Annotated in this window: 18 protein-coding genes; 11 read left to right on the plus strand and 7 right to left on the minus strand. The window is 41.9% G+C overall.

Annotated features, from left to right (window positions below):
• Positions 1–105 precede the first annotated feature (105 nt).
• From JK635_RS06565 to menC, 6 genes are all read left to right on the plus strand, one after another.
• Positions 106–1,506 (plus strand): isochorismate synthase, encoded by a 1,401-nt coding sequence (locus tag JK635_RS06565; protein WP_202653153.1) that lies wholly within the window; start codon positions 106–108, stop codon positions 1,504–1,506.
• Position 1,507: 1 nt separating this feature from the next.
• Complete coding sequence (gene menD / locus JK635_RS06570; protein WP_202653154.1) at positions 1,508–3,253, plus strand: 2-succinyl-5-enolpyruvyl-6-hydroxy-3-cyclohexene-1-carboxylic-acid synthase; 1,746 nt, start codon at positions 1,508–1,510, stop codon at positions 3,251–3,253.
• On the plus strand, positions 3,253–4,068 hold the full coding sequence (gene menH, locus JK635_RS06575; RefSeq protein WP_202653155.1) for a 2-succinyl-6-hydroxy-2,4-cyclohexadiene-1-carboxylate synthase: 816 nt from the start codon (positions 3,253–3,255) through the stop codon (positions 4,066–4,068). Before menD ends, menH begins: the two co-directional genes overlap by 1 nt.
• Before the next feature lie 14 nt (positions 4,069–4,082).
• Entirely contained in the window at positions 4,083–4,901 is an 819-nt protein-coding gene (menB, locus tag JK635_RS06580) for a 1,4-dihydroxy-2-naphthoyl-CoA synthase (protein WP_202653156.1), read from the plus strand.
• Positions 4,902–4,965: 64 nt separating this feature from the next.
• Positions 4,966–6,459, plus strand: coding sequence for an o-succinylbenzoate--CoA ligase (locus tag JK635_RS06585; protein WP_202653157.1), 1,494 nt, complete (start codon positions 4,966–4,968; stop codon positions 6,457–6,459).
• The gene (gene menC / locus JK635_RS06590) at positions 6,459–7,565 is read left to right on the plus strand and encodes an o-succinylbenzoate synthase (protein WP_202653158.1); all 1,107 of its coding nucleotides are present in this window, start codon (positions 6,459–6,461) and stop codon (positions 7,563–7,565) included. The genes JK635_RS06585 and menC overlap by 1 nt, the downstream gene beginning before the upstream one ends.
• A 62-nt stretch (positions 7,566–7,627) precedes the next feature.
• On the opposite strand, the gene JK635_RS06595 is transcribed toward menC, so the two are convergent.
• Entirely contained in the window at positions 7,628–8,572 is a 945-nt protein-coding gene (locus JK635_RS06595) for a metal ABC transporter solute-binding protein, Zn/Mn family (protein WP_202653159.1), read from the minus strand.
• A 206-nt stretch (positions 8,573–8,778) separates the two neighbouring features.
• Between JK635_RS06595 and JK635_RS06600 the strand changes: the two genes are divergently transcribed.
• On the plus strand, positions 8,779–9,336 hold the full coding sequence (locus JK635_RS06600) for a beta-class carbonic anhydrase (protein ID WP_374049143.1): 558 nt from the start codon (positions 8,779–8,781) through the stop codon (positions 9,334–9,336).
• Here the strand turns inward: JK635_RS06600 and yidD are convergent.
• The 3 genes from yidD to JK635_RS06615 all read right to left on the minus strand — a co-directional run bounded on the left by yidD (position 9,327) and on the right by JK635_RS06615 (position 10,194).
• Positions 9,327–9,572, minus strand: coding sequence for a membrane protein insertion efficiency factor YidD (gene yidD / locus JK635_RS06605; RefSeq protein WP_202653160.1), 246 nt, complete (start codon positions 9,570–9,572; stop codon positions 9,327–9,329). The genes JK635_RS06600 and yidD overlap by 10 nt on opposite strands.
• Positions 9,573–9,675: 103 nt before the next feature.
• Positions 9,676–9,846 (minus strand): YtzI protein, encoded by a 171-nt coding sequence (gene ytzI, locus JK635_RS06610; RefSeq protein WP_202653161.1) that lies wholly within the window; start codon positions 9,844–9,846, stop codon positions 9,676–9,678.
• 90 nt (positions 9,847–9,936) lie between these two features.
• Complete coding sequence (locus JK635_RS06615) at positions 9,937–10,194, minus strand: DUF6154 family protein (protein ID WP_202653162.1); 258 nt, start codon at positions 10,192–10,194, stop codon at positions 9,937–9,939.
• A 198-nt stretch (positions 10,195–10,392) separates the two neighbouring features.
• On the opposite strand from JK635_RS06615, the gene JK635_RS06620 reads away from it, so the two are divergent.
• Positions 10,393–10,719 (plus strand): hydrolase, encoded by a 327-nt coding sequence (locus tag JK635_RS06620; protein ID WP_202653163.1) that lies wholly within the window; start codon positions 10,393–10,395, stop codon positions 10,717–10,719.
• A gap of 74 nt (positions 10,720–10,793) precedes the next feature.
• Positions 10,794–11,270, plus strand: coding sequence for an RNA deprotection pyrophosphohydrolase (gene ytkD / locus JK635_RS06625; protein WP_202653164.1), 477 nt, complete (start codon positions 10,794–10,796; stop codon positions 11,268–11,270).
• Positions 11,271–11,286: 16 nt separating this feature from the next.
• Here the strand turns inward: ytkD and JK635_RS06630 are convergent, their stop codons facing one another.
• The 3 genes from JK635_RS06630 to JK635_RS06640 are packed head-to-tail and all read right to left on the minus strand — an operon-like array spanning position 11,287 to position 13,893.
• Positions 11,287–12,093 (minus strand): ABC transporter permease, encoded by an 807-nt coding sequence (locus tag JK635_RS06630; protein WP_202653165.1) that lies wholly within the window; start codon positions 12,091–12,093, stop codon positions 11,287–11,289.
• Positions 12,074–12,853 carry an ABC transporter ATP-binding protein gene (locus tag JK635_RS06635; RefSeq protein ID WP_202653166.1) on the minus strand — a complete coding sequence of 260 codons (780 nt, stop codon included), beginning with the start codon at positions 12,851–12,853 and terminating at the stop codon, positions 12,074–12,076. The genes JK635_RS06630 and JK635_RS06635 overlap by 20 nt, the downstream gene beginning before the upstream one ends.
• Before the next feature lie 23 nt (positions 12,854–12,876).
• Positions 12,877–13,893 (minus strand): ABC transporter substrate-binding protein, encoded by a 1,017-nt coding sequence (locus JK635_RS06640; protein ID WP_202653167.1) that lies wholly within the window; start codon positions 13,891–13,893, stop codon positions 12,877–12,879.
• A gap of 107 nt (positions 13,894–14,000) precedes the next feature.
• Between JK635_RS06640 and JK635_RS06645 the strand changes: the two genes are divergently transcribed.
• Together JK635_RS06645 and JK635_RS06650 are read left to right on the plus strand one after the other, a co-directional pair.
• Complete coding sequence (locus JK635_RS06645) at positions 14,001–14,789, plus strand: alpha/beta hydrolase family protein (protein WP_202653168.1); 789 nt, start codon at positions 14,001–14,003, stop codon at positions 14,787–14,789.
• Positions 14,790–14,830: 41 nt separating this feature from the next.
• The gene (locus JK635_RS06650; RefSeq protein ID WP_202653169.1) at positions 14,831–15,073 is read left to right on the plus strand and encodes a DUF2584 domain-containing protein; all 243 of its coding nucleotides are present in this window, start codon (positions 14,831–14,833) and stop codon (positions 15,071–15,073) included.
• Positions 15,074–15,081: the final 8 nt, after the last annotated feature.

The raw sequence follows: 15,081 nt of genomic DNA on the forward strand, positions 1-15,081 counted from the left end.
AGTGACAAGTCATGTTGACTTCTTTACAATTGGAGTTGTATCTTAAAAAAAGGGCTTACAAAATGGATGGCTGGCAGTCATTTCGGCTGTTTTGGAGGGATTTATTTGTATACCATTCAGGAAACAGAAATAATTGAAAGGGGCCTTACGGCAGTTGACCGCGCAAAGGAACTTGGTCGACCCGTATTGCTTAGTGAAGTGCATAAATTGGATGGCCTCAATCCATTTACATTTTTAAATTCCGGAGAAGAGCTGTTTTTAGGGGAAAGATTTTTCTGGAAGGATCCAAAAGACGAGATTTTCCTGATTGGACTTGGAATTGCAAAACAGATTCAGTCGGTTCAGGCTACTGACCGCTTTTTTCGTGTGGAAAAAGAGTGGGAACAGATTTTAATGGACGGTCTCATCTTTAATTCCTATTCCACAATTGGCATTGGTCCGGTTCTTTTTGGCGGATTTTCTTTTGATCCATATAAGAATAAAACGGAACTGTGGGCAAAATACCCTGATTCCCTCTTTTATTTACCTAAATATATGCTCACCATTATGAACAATGAGGCTTATTTAACGACAAATGTTATTTGCCTGGAGGAGGATGATCCCTCTTTATTGGAGAAGATCTCCGTTGAACGCAATCAGCTGATGCTTTCATTTTATCTCAAGCACGAAGCAGAACCAGCAGTACTCAGTGAAATAAAAGAAATTTCAAAAGATAAATGGAAACGGTCTGTTGACGACGTCGCCAAGGAATTAAGCGGAGGGCCATTGAAGAAAGTTGTTTTGGCCCGTGAACTGAGGCTTATTTTTAACAAGCAGCTGGATACGGGAAAAATAATCGCGAACTTATATGAACAGCAGCATGAAAGCTTTATCTTTGCACTGGAATCAAATGGGGATTGTTTTCTGGGGGCGACACCGGAAAGGCTCGTAAAAAAACATGGAACTGAGATTTTTTCCACCTGCCTGGCTGGTTCCATTTCTCGCGGAACTACAGCAGAGGAAGACAGGCGTTTAGGAGAAGAATTACTTCATGATCAAAAGAATTTAATTGAACATCATTATGTGGTGGAAATGATCAGGGAAGCATTAGCGGAGTCATGTGATAAGATCATTCTTCCTGACCGGCCGCAATTAATGAAAATTAGAGATATTCAGCATCTTTACACACCTGTAATCGGAAAGGCACGTAAAGATTCATCATTGCTCAGATTAGTGGAAAAGCTGCATCCGACACCCGCTCTTGGCGGCCTGCCGCAAAAGCAAGCAGTTGAAAAAATTAGGCAGGTTGAGGAGCTTGACCGCGGTTTTTATGCTGCACCAATTGGCTGGCTTGATTACCAAGGGAACGGGGAGTTTGCGGTGGCAATCCGCTCCGGCTTAATTCAGGGGAACGAGGCATCGCTGTTTGCCGGCTGTGGAGTAGTGGCAGATTCTGATTCCGAAAGTGAATATTTGGAGACGGGCTTGAAATTTAGACCAATGCTTAGAGCTCTTGGAGGGGAATAAAATGAGTCATCAAGAATCATTAACCGCATACCTTGCTGCCTTCGTGGCAGAATTGGTTCATTCAGGGATTAGCGATGTCGTCGTAAGTCCCGGTTCCCGGTCTACACCGATGGCAATGGTAATGGCAGAACATCCAAATTTAAAAGTTCATATTCATGTTGACGAACGTTCAGCTGCCTTTTTTGCACTAGGGATTGCCAAAATAACCAATCGTCCGGTTGCCATTCTTTGTACTTCAGGAACGGCAGCAGCCAATTATTTCCCGGCGATTGTCGAAGCGCATTATGCCCGGGTTCCTTTGCTTGTATTGACTGCTGACAGACCGCCTGAATTAAGAGAAATTGGCGCGCCACAGGCAATTGACCAAATTCACCTATATGGACATCATGTCAAATGGTTTGCGGAAATGGCCCTGCCGGAGAAATCAGTAGATATGATTCGCTATGCCAGAACCGTTTGTTCCCGTGCTATTGCCATTGCGGGCAAGGCACCTGCTGGTCCGGTTCATTTGAATTTCCCGTTTCGGGAGCCGCTCATTCCACAATTGGATGAGAATCTCTTTCGATTAACGGAGCGTCCGCAGGGGTATGTCAAGGTTCATAGTGGTGAGTTACTGATGGGTGACGGACATTTTCAGCAAGTTGCTGCGAGAGTGGACAATAGGCGGGGGATTATTGTTTGTGGAAACATTGCTGACGAAAGATTTGCCAATGCTGTAACCATGTTGGCTGAAGTCTTAAAGTTTCCTATTTTAGCGGATCCTTTATCGCAGCTTAGAAGCGGCAAGCATGAATTAAAAAATATTATTGATACATACGACACTTTTTTACGGAATGAAGAGGCCAAGGCTTTCCTGAAGCCGGAGGTCATTATTCGTTTCGGAGCTATGCCCGTTTCTAAAGCATTAACATTCTTTATTAAAGAAAATCCTGAGGCCGATCAGTTTGTTATTGATGGCGGCGGCGACTGGCGGGATCCGGCTGTTTTATCTACCGATATGATTTTTTGTCAGGAAACGAGCTTTTGTGAAAAGCTGTTACCATATGTAAAAGGAAATTCTTCACCGCAATACTTAAACGATTGGCAGCAAGTGAATACGGTGACAAAGGAAAGTATGACCAAAGTTCGTGAGCTGCCTGAGTTAAGTGAAGGAAAACTGTTCTATCAATTGGCTGAACTGCTTCCGGAGGAAGCGACATTGTTTGTCGGAAACAGCATGCCTATTCGTGATCTGGACAGCTTTTTCCTGACCAATGGAAAAAATATTAAAGTGATGGCCAATCGCGGAGCGAATGGTATTGATGGAACTGTTTCTACGGCACTTGGTGCGGCTCTTTATGCCAAATCGATGTATCTCGTCCTTGGCGATTTAACCTTTTTCCATGATTTAAATGGTTTATTGGCGGCAAAGAGGTTTAATATAGATATTCATATTATTCTGGTGAACAATAATGGCGGCGGTATTTTTTCTTTCTTGCCGCAGGCAGAGCATCCGAAACATTTTGAACTCCTTTTTGGGACACCATTGGATCTTGAATTTGAACATGCTGTCAAGATGTTTAACGGCCGCTTTACAAAAATAACCGATTGGGAGCACCTTCGTCTTGAAATGGAAAAATCTCAAGATATAAAAGGTTTAAATGTATATGAAATTACCACAAATAGAGAGCAAAATCGTGCCGAACATCGGGAATTTTGGCAGTTTGTTTCCCAGGAAATATCGAAATTTGTCAAAGGTGAGTTTTGATGAAGTTTCTTGTAAATGATGTTAACTACCATGTTGAGGTATGCGGCCGCGGTTTTCCCCTTGTGTTATTACATGGTTTCACCGGTGATTCCTCGACATGGACTCACTTTTGTGAACAGTTGGGGAAACATTCTCAGCTGATAATACCCGATATTATCGGACATGGGAAAACGGATCTTCCTGATGATTCCCAGCGGTATTCCATTGAAGCAGCGGCACAGGATCTCAGCCTCATCCTTGACCAGCTTGGAATCAGGCAAATCGATTTGCTTGGTTATTCAATGGGCGGCAGACTTGCGTTAACGTTTGCCGTTCTTTTCCCTGAGCGGGTTAGAAAGTTGATTTTGGAAAGCTCCTCTCCAGGTCTCTTATCAGTTGAAGAAAGAAAGCAGCGTCGCGACAAGGACGCCGTACTTGCGCATTTTATCATCAAAAAAGGAATGGAGCAATTTGTTGATTATTGGGAAGAGATCCCATTATTTGCATCAATGAAACAACTTCCACAAGCCGCTAGGGAAAGAGTCAGGAAGCAGCGGCTCGCTAACTCACCTAAGGGGCTGGCGAACAGTCTGCTTTATATGGGGACAGGTTCCCAGCCATCTTGGTGGGAACGGCTGGAAACGCTTAAATGTGAAGTATTATTAATAACCGGGGAAAAGGATCAAAAGTTTTGTGGAATTGCTGAAAAAATGATCACTAGGCTGAAAAAAGCGATTTGGGTTTCGGTTCCCAATACCGGTCATGCAATTCATGTGGAAGATTGTGAAAAATTTGTTACAATAGTAAGTGACTTCTTGTCAATTGAGAAAAAATAAGGAGGTTATATAGAATGGCAGTAGAATGGGTTCCAGGCCGTAAGTACGATGAAATTATCTATGAAACATATAATGGAATTGCTAAAATTACGATTAACCGCCCTCATGTACATAATGCATTTACACCAAAGACCGTTGCCGAAATGATCGATGCGTTTGCCACTGCCCGTGATGATTCCAATATTGGTGTGATCATCCTGACAGGTGCCGGTGATAAGGCATTCTGTTCTGGCGGAGACCAAAAAGTTCGCGGTCACGGCGGTTATGTTGGGGAGGATCAAATCCCAAGGTTAAATGTTCTAGATTTGCAGCACTTAATTAGGATTATTCCCAAACCGGTTGTCGCCATGGTTAAGGGTTATGCGATTGGCGGAGGCCATGTCTTGCATGTTGTCTGTGATTTAACGATTGCCGCAGATAACGCGATTTTCGGTCAGACAGGCCCTAAGGTGGGGAGCTTTGATGCCGGTTATGGTTCTGGTTATTTGGCAAGAATTGTTGGTCATAAAAAAGCCCGGGAAATTTGGTACTTATGCCGTCAATACAATGCGCAGGAAGCATTGGATATGGGCTTGGTCAATGCCGTTGTACCGCTTGAACAGGTTGAAGATGAAACGATTAAATGGTGTGAGGAAATGCTTGAAAAGAGTCCGACTGCGTTGCGTTTCTTGAAAGCCGCGATGAATGCCGATACGGATGGATTAGCAGGATTACAGCAATTTGCCGGTGATGCTACATTGCTTTATTATACAACAGATGAAGCGAAGGAAGGCCGCGATGCCTTTAAAGAAAAGCGGAAGCCAAATTTTGGACAATTCCCGCGTTTTCCATAATGAACAGTTCAGCTTGATGGGTTTCCATCAGGCTGTTTTTCTTAAGAAATGCAGGTGAATAAAGATGGACAATAAAATGCCGAATTTTTTAACGAGAAGGGCGTTTTTAACCCCTGAACGAACGGTTGTTTGTTTTCAAGAACAATCATTAACCTTTAAAGAATTGTACGATCGTTCTTACCAAACAGCCGGACAGCTGCAAAAACTTGGAGTAAAGAACGGTCAGTTTACTGCAGTTTTATTAAAAAATCATCTCGATACCATTGTGATTTTATTTGCACTCCAGCTATTAGGAACAAAAACGGTGATCTTGAATTGCCGCTTGACCGCGGCCGAATTGCTGTGGCAGCTGCAGGATTCGCAGGCATCTGTGTTAATAGTTGAAGATTGCTTTGCCGATTTAAAGCAGCAATTTACCGAACAGCTCCCCACTTTAATATCGGTAACAAAGACAATGTTGTTTGCCCAGGAGCAAGTGCAGCCGAAACTTTTAGAAGAGGTCAGTTTGGATGAGATTTGTACCATTATGTATACTTCCGGGACAACCGGGAAGCCCAAAGGGGTTATTCAGACATATGGCAACCATTGGTGGAGTGCTGTCGGTTCAGCGTTAAACTTGGGGCTGACAGACCAGGATTGCTGGCTATGTACTGTGCCGTTATTTCATATCAGCGGTTTCTCTATTTTAATGCGCAGTGTGATTTATGGGATGCCGATTGTCCTACATGAAAAGTTTTCTGAGCAAAAAACGATTCGTGATATCAAAGATAAGCGGGTAACGATTATGTCGGTGGTTGGCACGATGCTCTCACGAATCGTTGATACCCTGGAGGACGAGCGGCTGCCGAAGGAGTTTCGCTGTATGCTCCTGGGCGGCGGTCCGGCACCTTTGCCATTACTGAAGACATGTGTTGAAAAGCAAATTCCTGTGTTTCAAACATATGGGATGACCGAAACCTCTTCACAAATCGTCACCCTTTCACCGGAATACAGCCTGACTAAGCTTGGTTCTGCCGGAAAACCATTATTCCCATCAGAAATCCGAATTGAACGAATCGACGGGGCCACAGCACAGCCGGGAGAAGCAGGGGAAATCGTCGTAAAAGGGCCGAATGTGACAAGCGGTTATTTAAATCGTGAGGATGCTACCGCAGAAAAAATTCGCCAGGGCTGGTTGTATACCGGAGATGTAGGTTACTTGGATGAGGAAGGGTTTCTATTTGTCCTTGATAGGCGCTCAGATTTAATTATTTCCGGCGGCGAAAATATTTACCCGGCTGAAATCGAAGCGGTACTATTAGCCCATCCCGATATTTTAGAGGCAGGCGTTACCGCTGTTGATGATAAGGATTGGGGTCAGGTGCCGGCTGCTTTTATCGTCACCAGGAATGGCCGGGACATACCTGTTGATGAACTACAGCAATTTTGCCGCAATCGGTTGGCAAAATACAAAATCCCTAAGTTTTTTTATCTAATAGACCGGCTGCCAAGAAATGCGGCAAAAAAGTTGCTGCGCAGAACCTTAAGAGATTGGGTGAATGAAGGAAGGTTCCGTTAATGAAAATCACTGCTGTCGAGCTATTTATCATCAAAATGCCATTAAAGGCTCCATTTATAACTCACCTAGGGACTGTTCAGGATCGGGAAGGGATTATCGTCAAAATAACGGATCAAGAGGGAATGACCGGGTATGGTGAAGGTGTTGCTTTTTCCACCCCATGGTATACAGAGGAAACGGTAAAAACAAGCATCCATATGCTGACCGACGTGTTAATTCCTGTATTGCAAACACATCCAATCGACCATCCGGACGAGGCAGCGGAGCTTTTCAAATCTGTTCGCCGAAACAACATGGCCAAGGCCGGGTTGGAAACAGCCCTTTGGGATTTGTATGCAAAACAGCAGGCTCTGTCACTGTCAAAGATACTGGGTGGGACACGCCAAGAAGTTGCCTCGGGAGTGGTGGTCGCGGCCGATTCTCTGACAAACGCTCTGAAACAAATCGAAAGCTACCTGGAAGATGGTTATCAACGGATAAAAGTAAAAATCAGTCCAGAGCAGGACTATCGATTTTTAGCAGAAATCAGAAAACGTTATCCGCTGCTTCCCATACTGGCTGATGCCAATTCAGCTTATAGTTTAGATGATCTTGACCGCCTAAGAGCCCTTGATGAACTCAATTTGCTGATGATTGAGCAACCGCTGGGACATGATGATATCATTGAACATGCGAGGCTGCAAAAACAAATAAAAACGCCAATTTGTCTTGATGAAAGTATCGTAACTTTTGACGATGCCAGAAAAGCGGTGGAGTTGGGAAGCTGTAAGGTGATTAATATAAAAGTGGGCCGTGTGGGCGGTCTTTCCGAAGCAAAGCGGATTCATGATTATTGTGTTGAGCAGGAAATTCCAGTTTGGTGTGGGGGAATGATTGAGTTTGGAATTTCTCGGGCTCATAATATTGCTCTTGCCTCTTTACAAGGCTTTTCCATCCCTGGAGATATTTCTGCTTCGAGCCGTTTTTGGGAGGAGGATATTATCTTACCTGAAGTATCAGTTGAAAACGGCGTGATTCAAGTACCCAACAGTCCTGGAATCGGGTTTGCCATTAATGAAAAAAGACTGAAGGAAACAACAATTGCTACAAAAGTATTTCCAATTTAAAGAACCAGACAAAAATGCCTGGTTCTTTCATTAATTACTCAGTAGACAGCAAGGGAAGAAAGCTAATCATTTAGAGCGGTTTTTAATGTCTTCAAGTTCTTATTCATCAATGAAAAATATGTTTCTTTATGATTCAGATTATCTGTTGTTAAAACCGCCAAATTATGAACTGGCAGCGCTCGGGCACCAATCTCCTGCTGGACTATTTTTCCCAGCTTTGATTGAACATTTTGCTCAAATAAAATGTATTTTAAACCTTCTCGATCGGCTAAAGAAATGATTTTTTCCAGAGCCTTTTGTGTTGGCTCATTGGTCGTGGAGAGTCCGGAAATACTAATTTGTTCCAGTCCATAACGATTTTCCCAATACCCAAATGCAGCGTGGGTTACAATGATTTGTTTATGCTTTGCCTTGGAGATCGTAGATGCAAATTGCCGATTTAATTCATTTAATTTTGCTGCCAGCTTCTGATAGTTTTGATTAAAATATGCCTTTTGCTTTGGCATTTTTTTACTTAATTGATCGCGAATCACACCAGCCATTTCCTTTGCGTACAGTGGGTCAAGCCATACATGAGGGTTAATATCGCCATGTAAATTATGATCCTGATCATGGTCATGGTCTTCTTTTTTATAGCTGTTGTCTTGCGGAAGCTGAAGCTTCTCAGCGACAGGGACCATGGTTACATGTTGATTTTTCAACGTTTCCTTTGCCTTCTCAACAAATCCTTCCAGACCAAGTCCAATGTAGAAAAAAAGGTCTGAATCGGCTAGGTTCATCATATCCTTTTGCGATGGCTCGAAGGTATGTTCATCAGAACCAGGGGGATAGATCGTGTTTACATGAACGTATTTTCCGCCTATTTGCTCCGAAAAATATTGCAGCGGGTATACCGTTGTATAGATTTGCAGCTGCCCCTTCTTTTTGGCAGTATGCTCATTTGTACATGCAGATAATAAGATGCTTAATGGTAAAAAGACTGATAGAATAATAATAAATTTCTTCATATAAGCCCCCTTGAATTAAATCGTACTTATTCCGATTTATTGTTCAAAAAAATTTAGTTGTAATCCGTAACGATTCCGATTAACATTAGTATATTACAAGAAATCCGGGGAAAATGCAAGAGTAAAAATATTTGTTTAAAACTTCGGTTATTTTGTATCATAAAGGGAGAGATAGAGAGGATGTGGTGATGATGAAAAATGGGACAATGTTACAAGAGATCCTTGCATACAACCAGAAGTTTGTGGAAAATCGAGAATATGAGAAATATGAAACAACAAAATATCCGAACAAAAAGATGGTCATTTTGACATGTATGGATACTCGTCTCCTTGAACTCTTGCCAAAGGCCTTAAATTTGGGAAACGGAGATGCAAAGGTCATCAAAAATGCAGGGGCACTTGTATCACATCCGTTTGGCAGTATTATGCGGAGTATCTTAATCGCGGTATATGAATTACAGGCTAAGGAAGTATTAGTGATCGCCCACCATGATTGCGGAATGAGCGGGTTAAAGGCCGAATCGGTTTTAACGCATATGAAGGAACAGGGAATTACCGAGGAAACGCTGAATACTTTAGCTTTTTCCGGAATTGATATTAATCATTGGCTTCACGGCTTTGATAGTGTCAACGACAGTGTTTCTCACAGCGTGGACATCATTAAAAATCATCCGCTGATGCCAAAAAATGTACCGGTTCATGGCTTAGTGATTGATCCTAAAACGGGAAAGCTTGACCTCATCGTTAACGGTTATCAAGATTGATGTTTTTTTCGATCCTCCCATGTTTCCGGAACGGGATCCAGTCCCCCCGGGTGCAATGGATGGCATTTTAAGATTCTTTTTACTGCCAAATATCCGCCCTTTACGGCACCAAAGCGCTTGACAGCTTCTAATCCATATTGGGAACAGGTCGGGTAAAAGCGGCATGTCGGCGGTTTCAAGGGTGAAATCGCGACTTGGTAAAAACGGATCAGTGAAATAAATATTTTTTTCAGCATCCTCGGTTTCTCCTTTGAGTGGTTATTTTCAAGATACCATATTTAAGACGGAATCATACAGGTTTTTGCCTGTAAAAAAACTCGCCTATTCAGCGAGTTTTTATTATACATTTTGCTTCCGCTCTTTTTCATCATTTAATTTTAGTAAATGATTATTTTCCAGCGGATCCGGATCAACCGTGTGCTTAAAGGAATAGGCTTTTGAGGTTGTAATCACAGCCAATAACAGTACAACAAAAACAATAATGATCGATACCACTAAAACAGTAGTCAACTCTACCATCCCCCCTTATTTCAATATTGTACCATGAAAAATGAAAAGGAAACTGACTTTTCAGTTTCCTCTTCGCGTTAGTATGTAAATTTAATGGATATTCCTTGGATAATAAATATGTGCTCGCTGCTGCCCATATTGTTCTTGAGCAAATTTCCCCTTTAAGCTTTCAATCAAATACAGCCCCATTAAATCATACAACTCTTGTTTATCCATTTCATGAATTAAAGCCAACAGGTCCTCGTATGACATTTCCTCTAAAAAAGCAAACGCGAGCATATCAATGTCTTCTTCATCACCTGTAAGTTTGTTGCGATACATTTCAAATAATTCATCAATTAGTTTCAATTTCAAGCACCTCCCATTAGTATTCTTTCCTTATGGTATTCCCTTAAGTAACTAAAAAATATTTCCAAATTTACTGAAAAATCTGTAATTTATTGTTTATATATTATATCTTATTCAATTTGGAAAAATGAATCGAAATTTGGCAGAGAATAAATTTTTTCTTTTTGCAGATGACTAAAAATGAAAAGGGGTGGAAAAATGGAAGACCAAAAGAAAACCTATTATATTGATGTAGGTACGGGGGGAATTTCCCGAAGTGCCACAGCATCGACTTGGAGCTACAAAATTGAAGCAACAGATGCAGAAATTTCACAGCTTCGGGCCTTAATGGATCAAAATCACACAACTGAATGGAAAAACTTTTTTAGGGCTCATGTTCCTTATGTTCAATATCATTATGACCGGCAAAATGATGCTTATGACAGCACCATTCAGCAAATCTACGGAATGTTATATCAACTTGGTGATGAAGAGGCTAAAAATCATATTGCAACCATGAATATTTTACCACACAATAACGAGTAAAGGAAAATCCAAATTCGAGGATTTTCCTTTTTTCGTATATAATCTTTTTAGATACATGAGTGGAGATGGATTTTATGAGATTTCAGTTTTTCGATGATCACGGAAATAATGTGGAGTTAGCTTTTTCAAAGCAGGTGTTTGCCGAGGAAGCAGGGCATGTGTTGATTATCAGTAAAATCGGGAAGAGCTGGGTTCTGACCGACCATAAAAAGAGAGGGCTGGAATTCCCCGGCGGCAAAAGGGAACAGGGTGAAACGTTGGAGGAGGCGGCAAGGCGGGAGGCTTTTGAAGAAACAGGAGCAATTTTTAAGGAATTAAAGCAAATTGCTGAATACAGAGTTACTGAAGAAAACGGCTCGTTTGTAAAGGCAGTTTTTTGGGGAAAAGTAAGCAATCTGGAGAAGTCGAGCCATTATTTTGAAACCAATGGTCCGGTTTTGATAGACGGTGATCTGCTCAAGCGGCGGTTTGGTCCGGAGTATAGCTTTATTATGAAGGACAAGGTTGTCGAGGAATGTATCAAATATATCGAACAGCAGCAAAAAGAATAGCAGACATACGAACCTGCTATTCTTTGATTAATTTCTTTTCCAATAAATCAACAAGCTGATACATAACTGTAGCCAATACGGCTATTACAAAAAGTGATAAAAACACGAGGGTAAAATTAAATACTTGGAATCCATAGATGATCATATAACCTAACCCTCTGGACGAAACTAAAAATTCTCCCACAATCACGCCAACCCAGGATAGCCCGACATTGACTTTTAACGTCGAAATAATGGTCGGAAAACTTGCCGGTATAATTGCTTCTTTAAAACATTGAAAGCGTGTTGCTCCAAAGGTTTGGAGCACTTTTAAATAATTGGGATCGACCTCTTTAAATGAAGTATAGACAACAATCGCGGTAATGATAACACAGATAATGACGCCATTGGCAATGATTGAAGTGTATCCGGGGCTCAGAGCAACAATGATAACTGGCCCCAGGGCGACCTTCGGCATGGCGTTAAAAATGACCAGGTAGGGGTCGAGAATGTTGGACAGCATCGGTGACCACCAAAGAAGGGCAGCAATGATGACGCCAAGAGCAGTCGCAATAATAAAGCTGGCAACCGTTTCTGTTAATGTTACTCCTAAATTAGCTGCTAATGAACCGTCTTGTATTTTCTCAAAAAACAGCTTCCATATTTTATTGGGAGAACTAAAAATTAGCGGGTCAATCCACTGCATCCTGCTTAACAATTCCCAGCTTGCAAAAACAAACGCGAGAATAATCAGCTGATAAAAGCGGACCCATCTTTTTTCAATTTTTAACGACTGAAGATAGTTTTGATGAAGGAGTTCGATCTTATTCCGATTTTCGTTCAAGGGTCTCCAACTCCTTCCAAATTGCTTGAAACACAGAAGAATACAAAAAGTGATTTCTTGCTTCGAACGGGGATAATTTTCGTAATTCCTCCGGTATTTCAAATGTTTTATGGATTGTTCCCGGTCGAGATGACAGCAAAAATACACGGTCACTCATGGCAATAGCCTCTCCAATATCGTGGGTAACGAGAATCGCCGTTTTGCCGAAATCTTTTAAGGTCTGCGAAACTAAGTCTTCCAGCTTTAGCTTTGTTTGATAATCCAACGCGGAGAAAGGTTCATCCAGCATCAACAGCTTTGGTTCCGTTGCCAATGTTCGAACTAATGCTACACGCTGTCTCATCCCGCCAGATAGTTGCTTTGGCAGTTGTTTTTCGACACCGCCGTTTAATCCCATCTGTTTTAATAGGTTGAGAGCGTTCGACCTTGTTTTTGGGTTAAGCTGTTTTGCTAATTTTAGACCTAAGAGGATATTTTCTTCAATCGTTTTCCAGGGAAAAAGGTAATCTTGCTGAAGCATATAGCCGATTGTATTTTTGGTAGTGGCAACGGGTTTATTTTCTAATAAAACGGCACCTTCCGTTGGTTTCAGCAGACTCGAGATAATTGAAAGCAGGGTGGTTTTTCCACAGCCACTTGGGCCGAGAAGGGAGACAAATTCTCCCTCCTCAACGGTAAGATTAATATTGGAGAGGGCCGTGGTTCGTAAGGCTTTGGTAAAATACGTGTGGTGAACATCTTGAACTTTCAAGAAACTCATCTTGTTACGGCCTCCCTTTCCGTTTATTTTTCAATGACTTTTTCGGCAATTTCTGTGTTTACAAGCGTTTTATGGGCAACTTCCTGGGGAAGCTCTCCAGCCTCTTTCATGATATTTTGCAGATTGTTCCACTCTTCTTCATCCAGGATCGGATCGGTTGCGAAGCTGCCCTGGTTTTTATAGCGTTCTACAACAGTTGTCATAATATCTAAATCGGTATCCGGAAAGTACGGTTCCACCGCCTTGGCGATTTCTGCAGCACTGTGGTCCTTAACCCATTGCTGCGCTTTATAAATAGCTTTTGTAAATTTTTCAATGGTGTCTTTGTGTTCTTTTATATAGCTTTTTTTCGCCATAAACGTTGTATAGGGAACATGACCGGATTCTTTTCCAAAGGAGGCGACAATGTGGCCTTTTCCTTCTTTTTCAAAAATACTGGCCGTCGGTTCAAATAATTGTACAAATTCACCGGTTCCGGAAGCAAAGGCATTGGCAATATTAGCAAATTCAATATTTTGGATTAAATTTAAATCTTTGTGTGGATCAATACCGTGCTTCTTTAACACGAATTCACCGACCATTTGCGGCATGCCGCCTTTCCGCTGTCCAAGAAAGGTTGTTCCCTTTAATTGCTCCCATGAGAAGTTATCGATTTTCTTGCGGGCAACCAGGAAGGTGCCGTCGGTTTGGGTGACTTGCGCAAAATTTATCACCGGATCATTCGAGCCCTGGGCATATACATAAATGGATGTCTCTGAACCAACAAGAGCGACATCGGCCCCGCCGGAGAGAAGGGTCGTCATTGTTTTGTCACCGCCGGGAGTTGTTGTTAAAGTGACATCCAAACCTTCTTCTTTAAAAAATCCCTTTGCTAAGGCAACGTATTCCGGAGCATAGAAGATCGAGCGGGTTACTTCGGCAATACGAACTTTCTCCAGTTTCTTCGGCTCTTTTCCAGAGTCATTATTACAAGCAGCCAATGGTATCATAAGAATAGCGATTAAAGCTAAGGAGAAACTGATTTTTAACCATTTATTCATAAATGTTAAACCTCCTTAATATGGGCTGATTACCTATGATAATGTATGAAAAGGAGTAAAATGTGTGATTACCCGGTGTTTAATTTTTTTCAAAAGGATGAATCCAGATGAATAATGACAACGGAATGATTGTTGAGGTTACACGGTTCCCATCTCCTAATCCAAATGTGGAATTAAAGGAAATTACTTATCTTTCCAATGGATTAAGGGTAAAGGGGATGTTGGCGGAACCGAAAAATGAACAAGTATCGGATGGTTTTCTTTATCTGCGCGGCGGCATTAAAAATGTCGGTAAAGTTCGGCCAGCGCGGATTGCCCAATTTGCACAAGAGGGCTTTGTTGTCTTTGCACCCTATTATCGGGGAAACCAAGGCGGGGAAGGGAATGAGGATTTCGCCGGTGAGGATCGGGAAGATGCTTTTGCAGCATTTCAATTGCTGCAATCGCTGCCACAGATTCGGAACGTTCATATTTTTGGCTTTTCTCGGGGCGGAGTCATGGCGCTAATGACCGGGAATCAGTTTCCGCAAGCTGCTTCACTGGTTACATGGGGCGGAGTCAGCGATATGAGCTTAACTTATTGGGAACGCAAGGATTTAAGGAGAATGATGAAGCGGGTGATTGGTGGAACACCGGCAAAATATCCGCAAAGGTACAAATCGAGAACACCTTTATATGAACTTGAAAAAATGTCGGCACCGATCCTGATTATTCACGGTGTTAAAGATCATAATGTTTCCATTGAGCATGCTCACCGGCTGGAAAGGCGGCTGAAAGAATTGGCGAAACCCGTTGAGTGCTGGTATTTTGCCGAATTTACCCATTACTTTCCTCCTGTAGTGAATCGTAAAGTTGTCCAAGATTTAACGAGATGGATGAAAAATCAGTGTAAATGATGATAAGATAGAGGTATCAATTGGAGAGGAGCGGATTTTATATGGGAATGCCCCTTGAATTAAACACCCTGATTGTGACGAAGGGAAGAGAGATAAGAATTGAGGAAAATCTATTTCAGTTAGAAAAAGAAGGGTACAGACTCTACCCGATTGAAATTCCACTCGATATCAGAAAAACTCTTGAAAGCAATTCCAGCGGTTCAGCATTGATTAAGAAGCTGGAATGGGAAAATAACAAAACGACGATTACTTATCAACTCATTTCATTGAACTCGACAAATTAGATCACAGT

The sequence above is a fragment of the Neobacillus paridis genome, from assembly GCF_016765675.1.
Lineage (GTDB): Bacteria > Bacillota > Bacilli > Bacillales > Cytobacillaceae > Neobacillus > Neobacillus paridis.

Bases quoted from the DNA above. Each gene is read 5' to 3' on its own strand.
- menD (WP_202653154.1), top strand. From the start codon at position 1,508: ATGAGTCATCAAGAATCATTAACCGCATACCTTGCTGCCTTCGTGGCA.
- menH (WP_202653155.1), top strand. From the start codon at position 3,253: ATGAAGTTTCTTGTAAATGATGTTAACTACCATGTTGAGGTATGCGGC.
- menB (WP_202653156.1), top strand. From the start codon at position 4,083: ATGGCAGTAGAATGGGTTCCAGGCCGTAAGTACGATGAAATTATCTAT.
- JK635_RS06585 (WP_202653157.1), top strand. From the start codon at position 4,966: ATGGACAATAAAATGCCGAATTTTTTAACGAGAAGGGCGTTTTTAACC.
- menC (WP_202653158.1), top strand. From the start codon at position 6,459: ATGAAAATCACTGCTGTCGAGCTATTTATCATCAAAATGCCATTAAAG.
- JK635_RS06595 (WP_202653159.1), bottom strand. From the start codon at position 8,572: ATGAAGAAATTTATTATTATTCTATCAGTCTTTTTACCATTAAGCATC.
- JK635_RS06600 (WP_374049143.1), top strand. From the start codon at position 8,779: ATGTTACAAGAGATCCTTGCATACAACCAGAAGTTTGTGGAAAATCGA.
- yidD (WP_202653160.1), bottom strand. From the start codon at position 9,572: ATGCTGAAAAAAATATTTATTTCACTGATCCGTTTTTACCAAGTCGCG.
- JK635_RS06620 (WP_202653163.1), top strand. From the start codon at position 10,393: ATGGAAGACCAAAAGAAAACCTATTATATTGATGTAGGTACGGGGGGA.
- ytkD (WP_202653164.1), top strand. From the start codon at position 10,794: ATGAGATTTCAGTTTTTCGATGATCACGGAAATAATGTGGAGTTAGCT.
- JK635_RS06635 (WP_202653166.1), bottom strand. From the start codon at position 12,853: ATGAGTTTCTTGAAAGTTCAAGATGTTCACCACACGTATTTTACCAAA.
- JK635_RS06640 (WP_202653167.1), bottom strand. From the start codon at position 13,893: ATGAATAAATGGTTAAAAATCAGTTTCTCCTTAGCTTTAATCGCTATT.
- JK635_RS06645 (WP_202653168.1), top strand. From the start codon at position 14,001: ATGAATAATGACAACGGAATGATTGTTGAGGTTACACGGTTCCCATCT.
- JK635_RS06650 (WP_202653169.1), top strand. From the start codon at position 14,831: ATGGGAATGCCCCTTGAATTAAACACCCTGATTGTGACGAAGGGAAGA.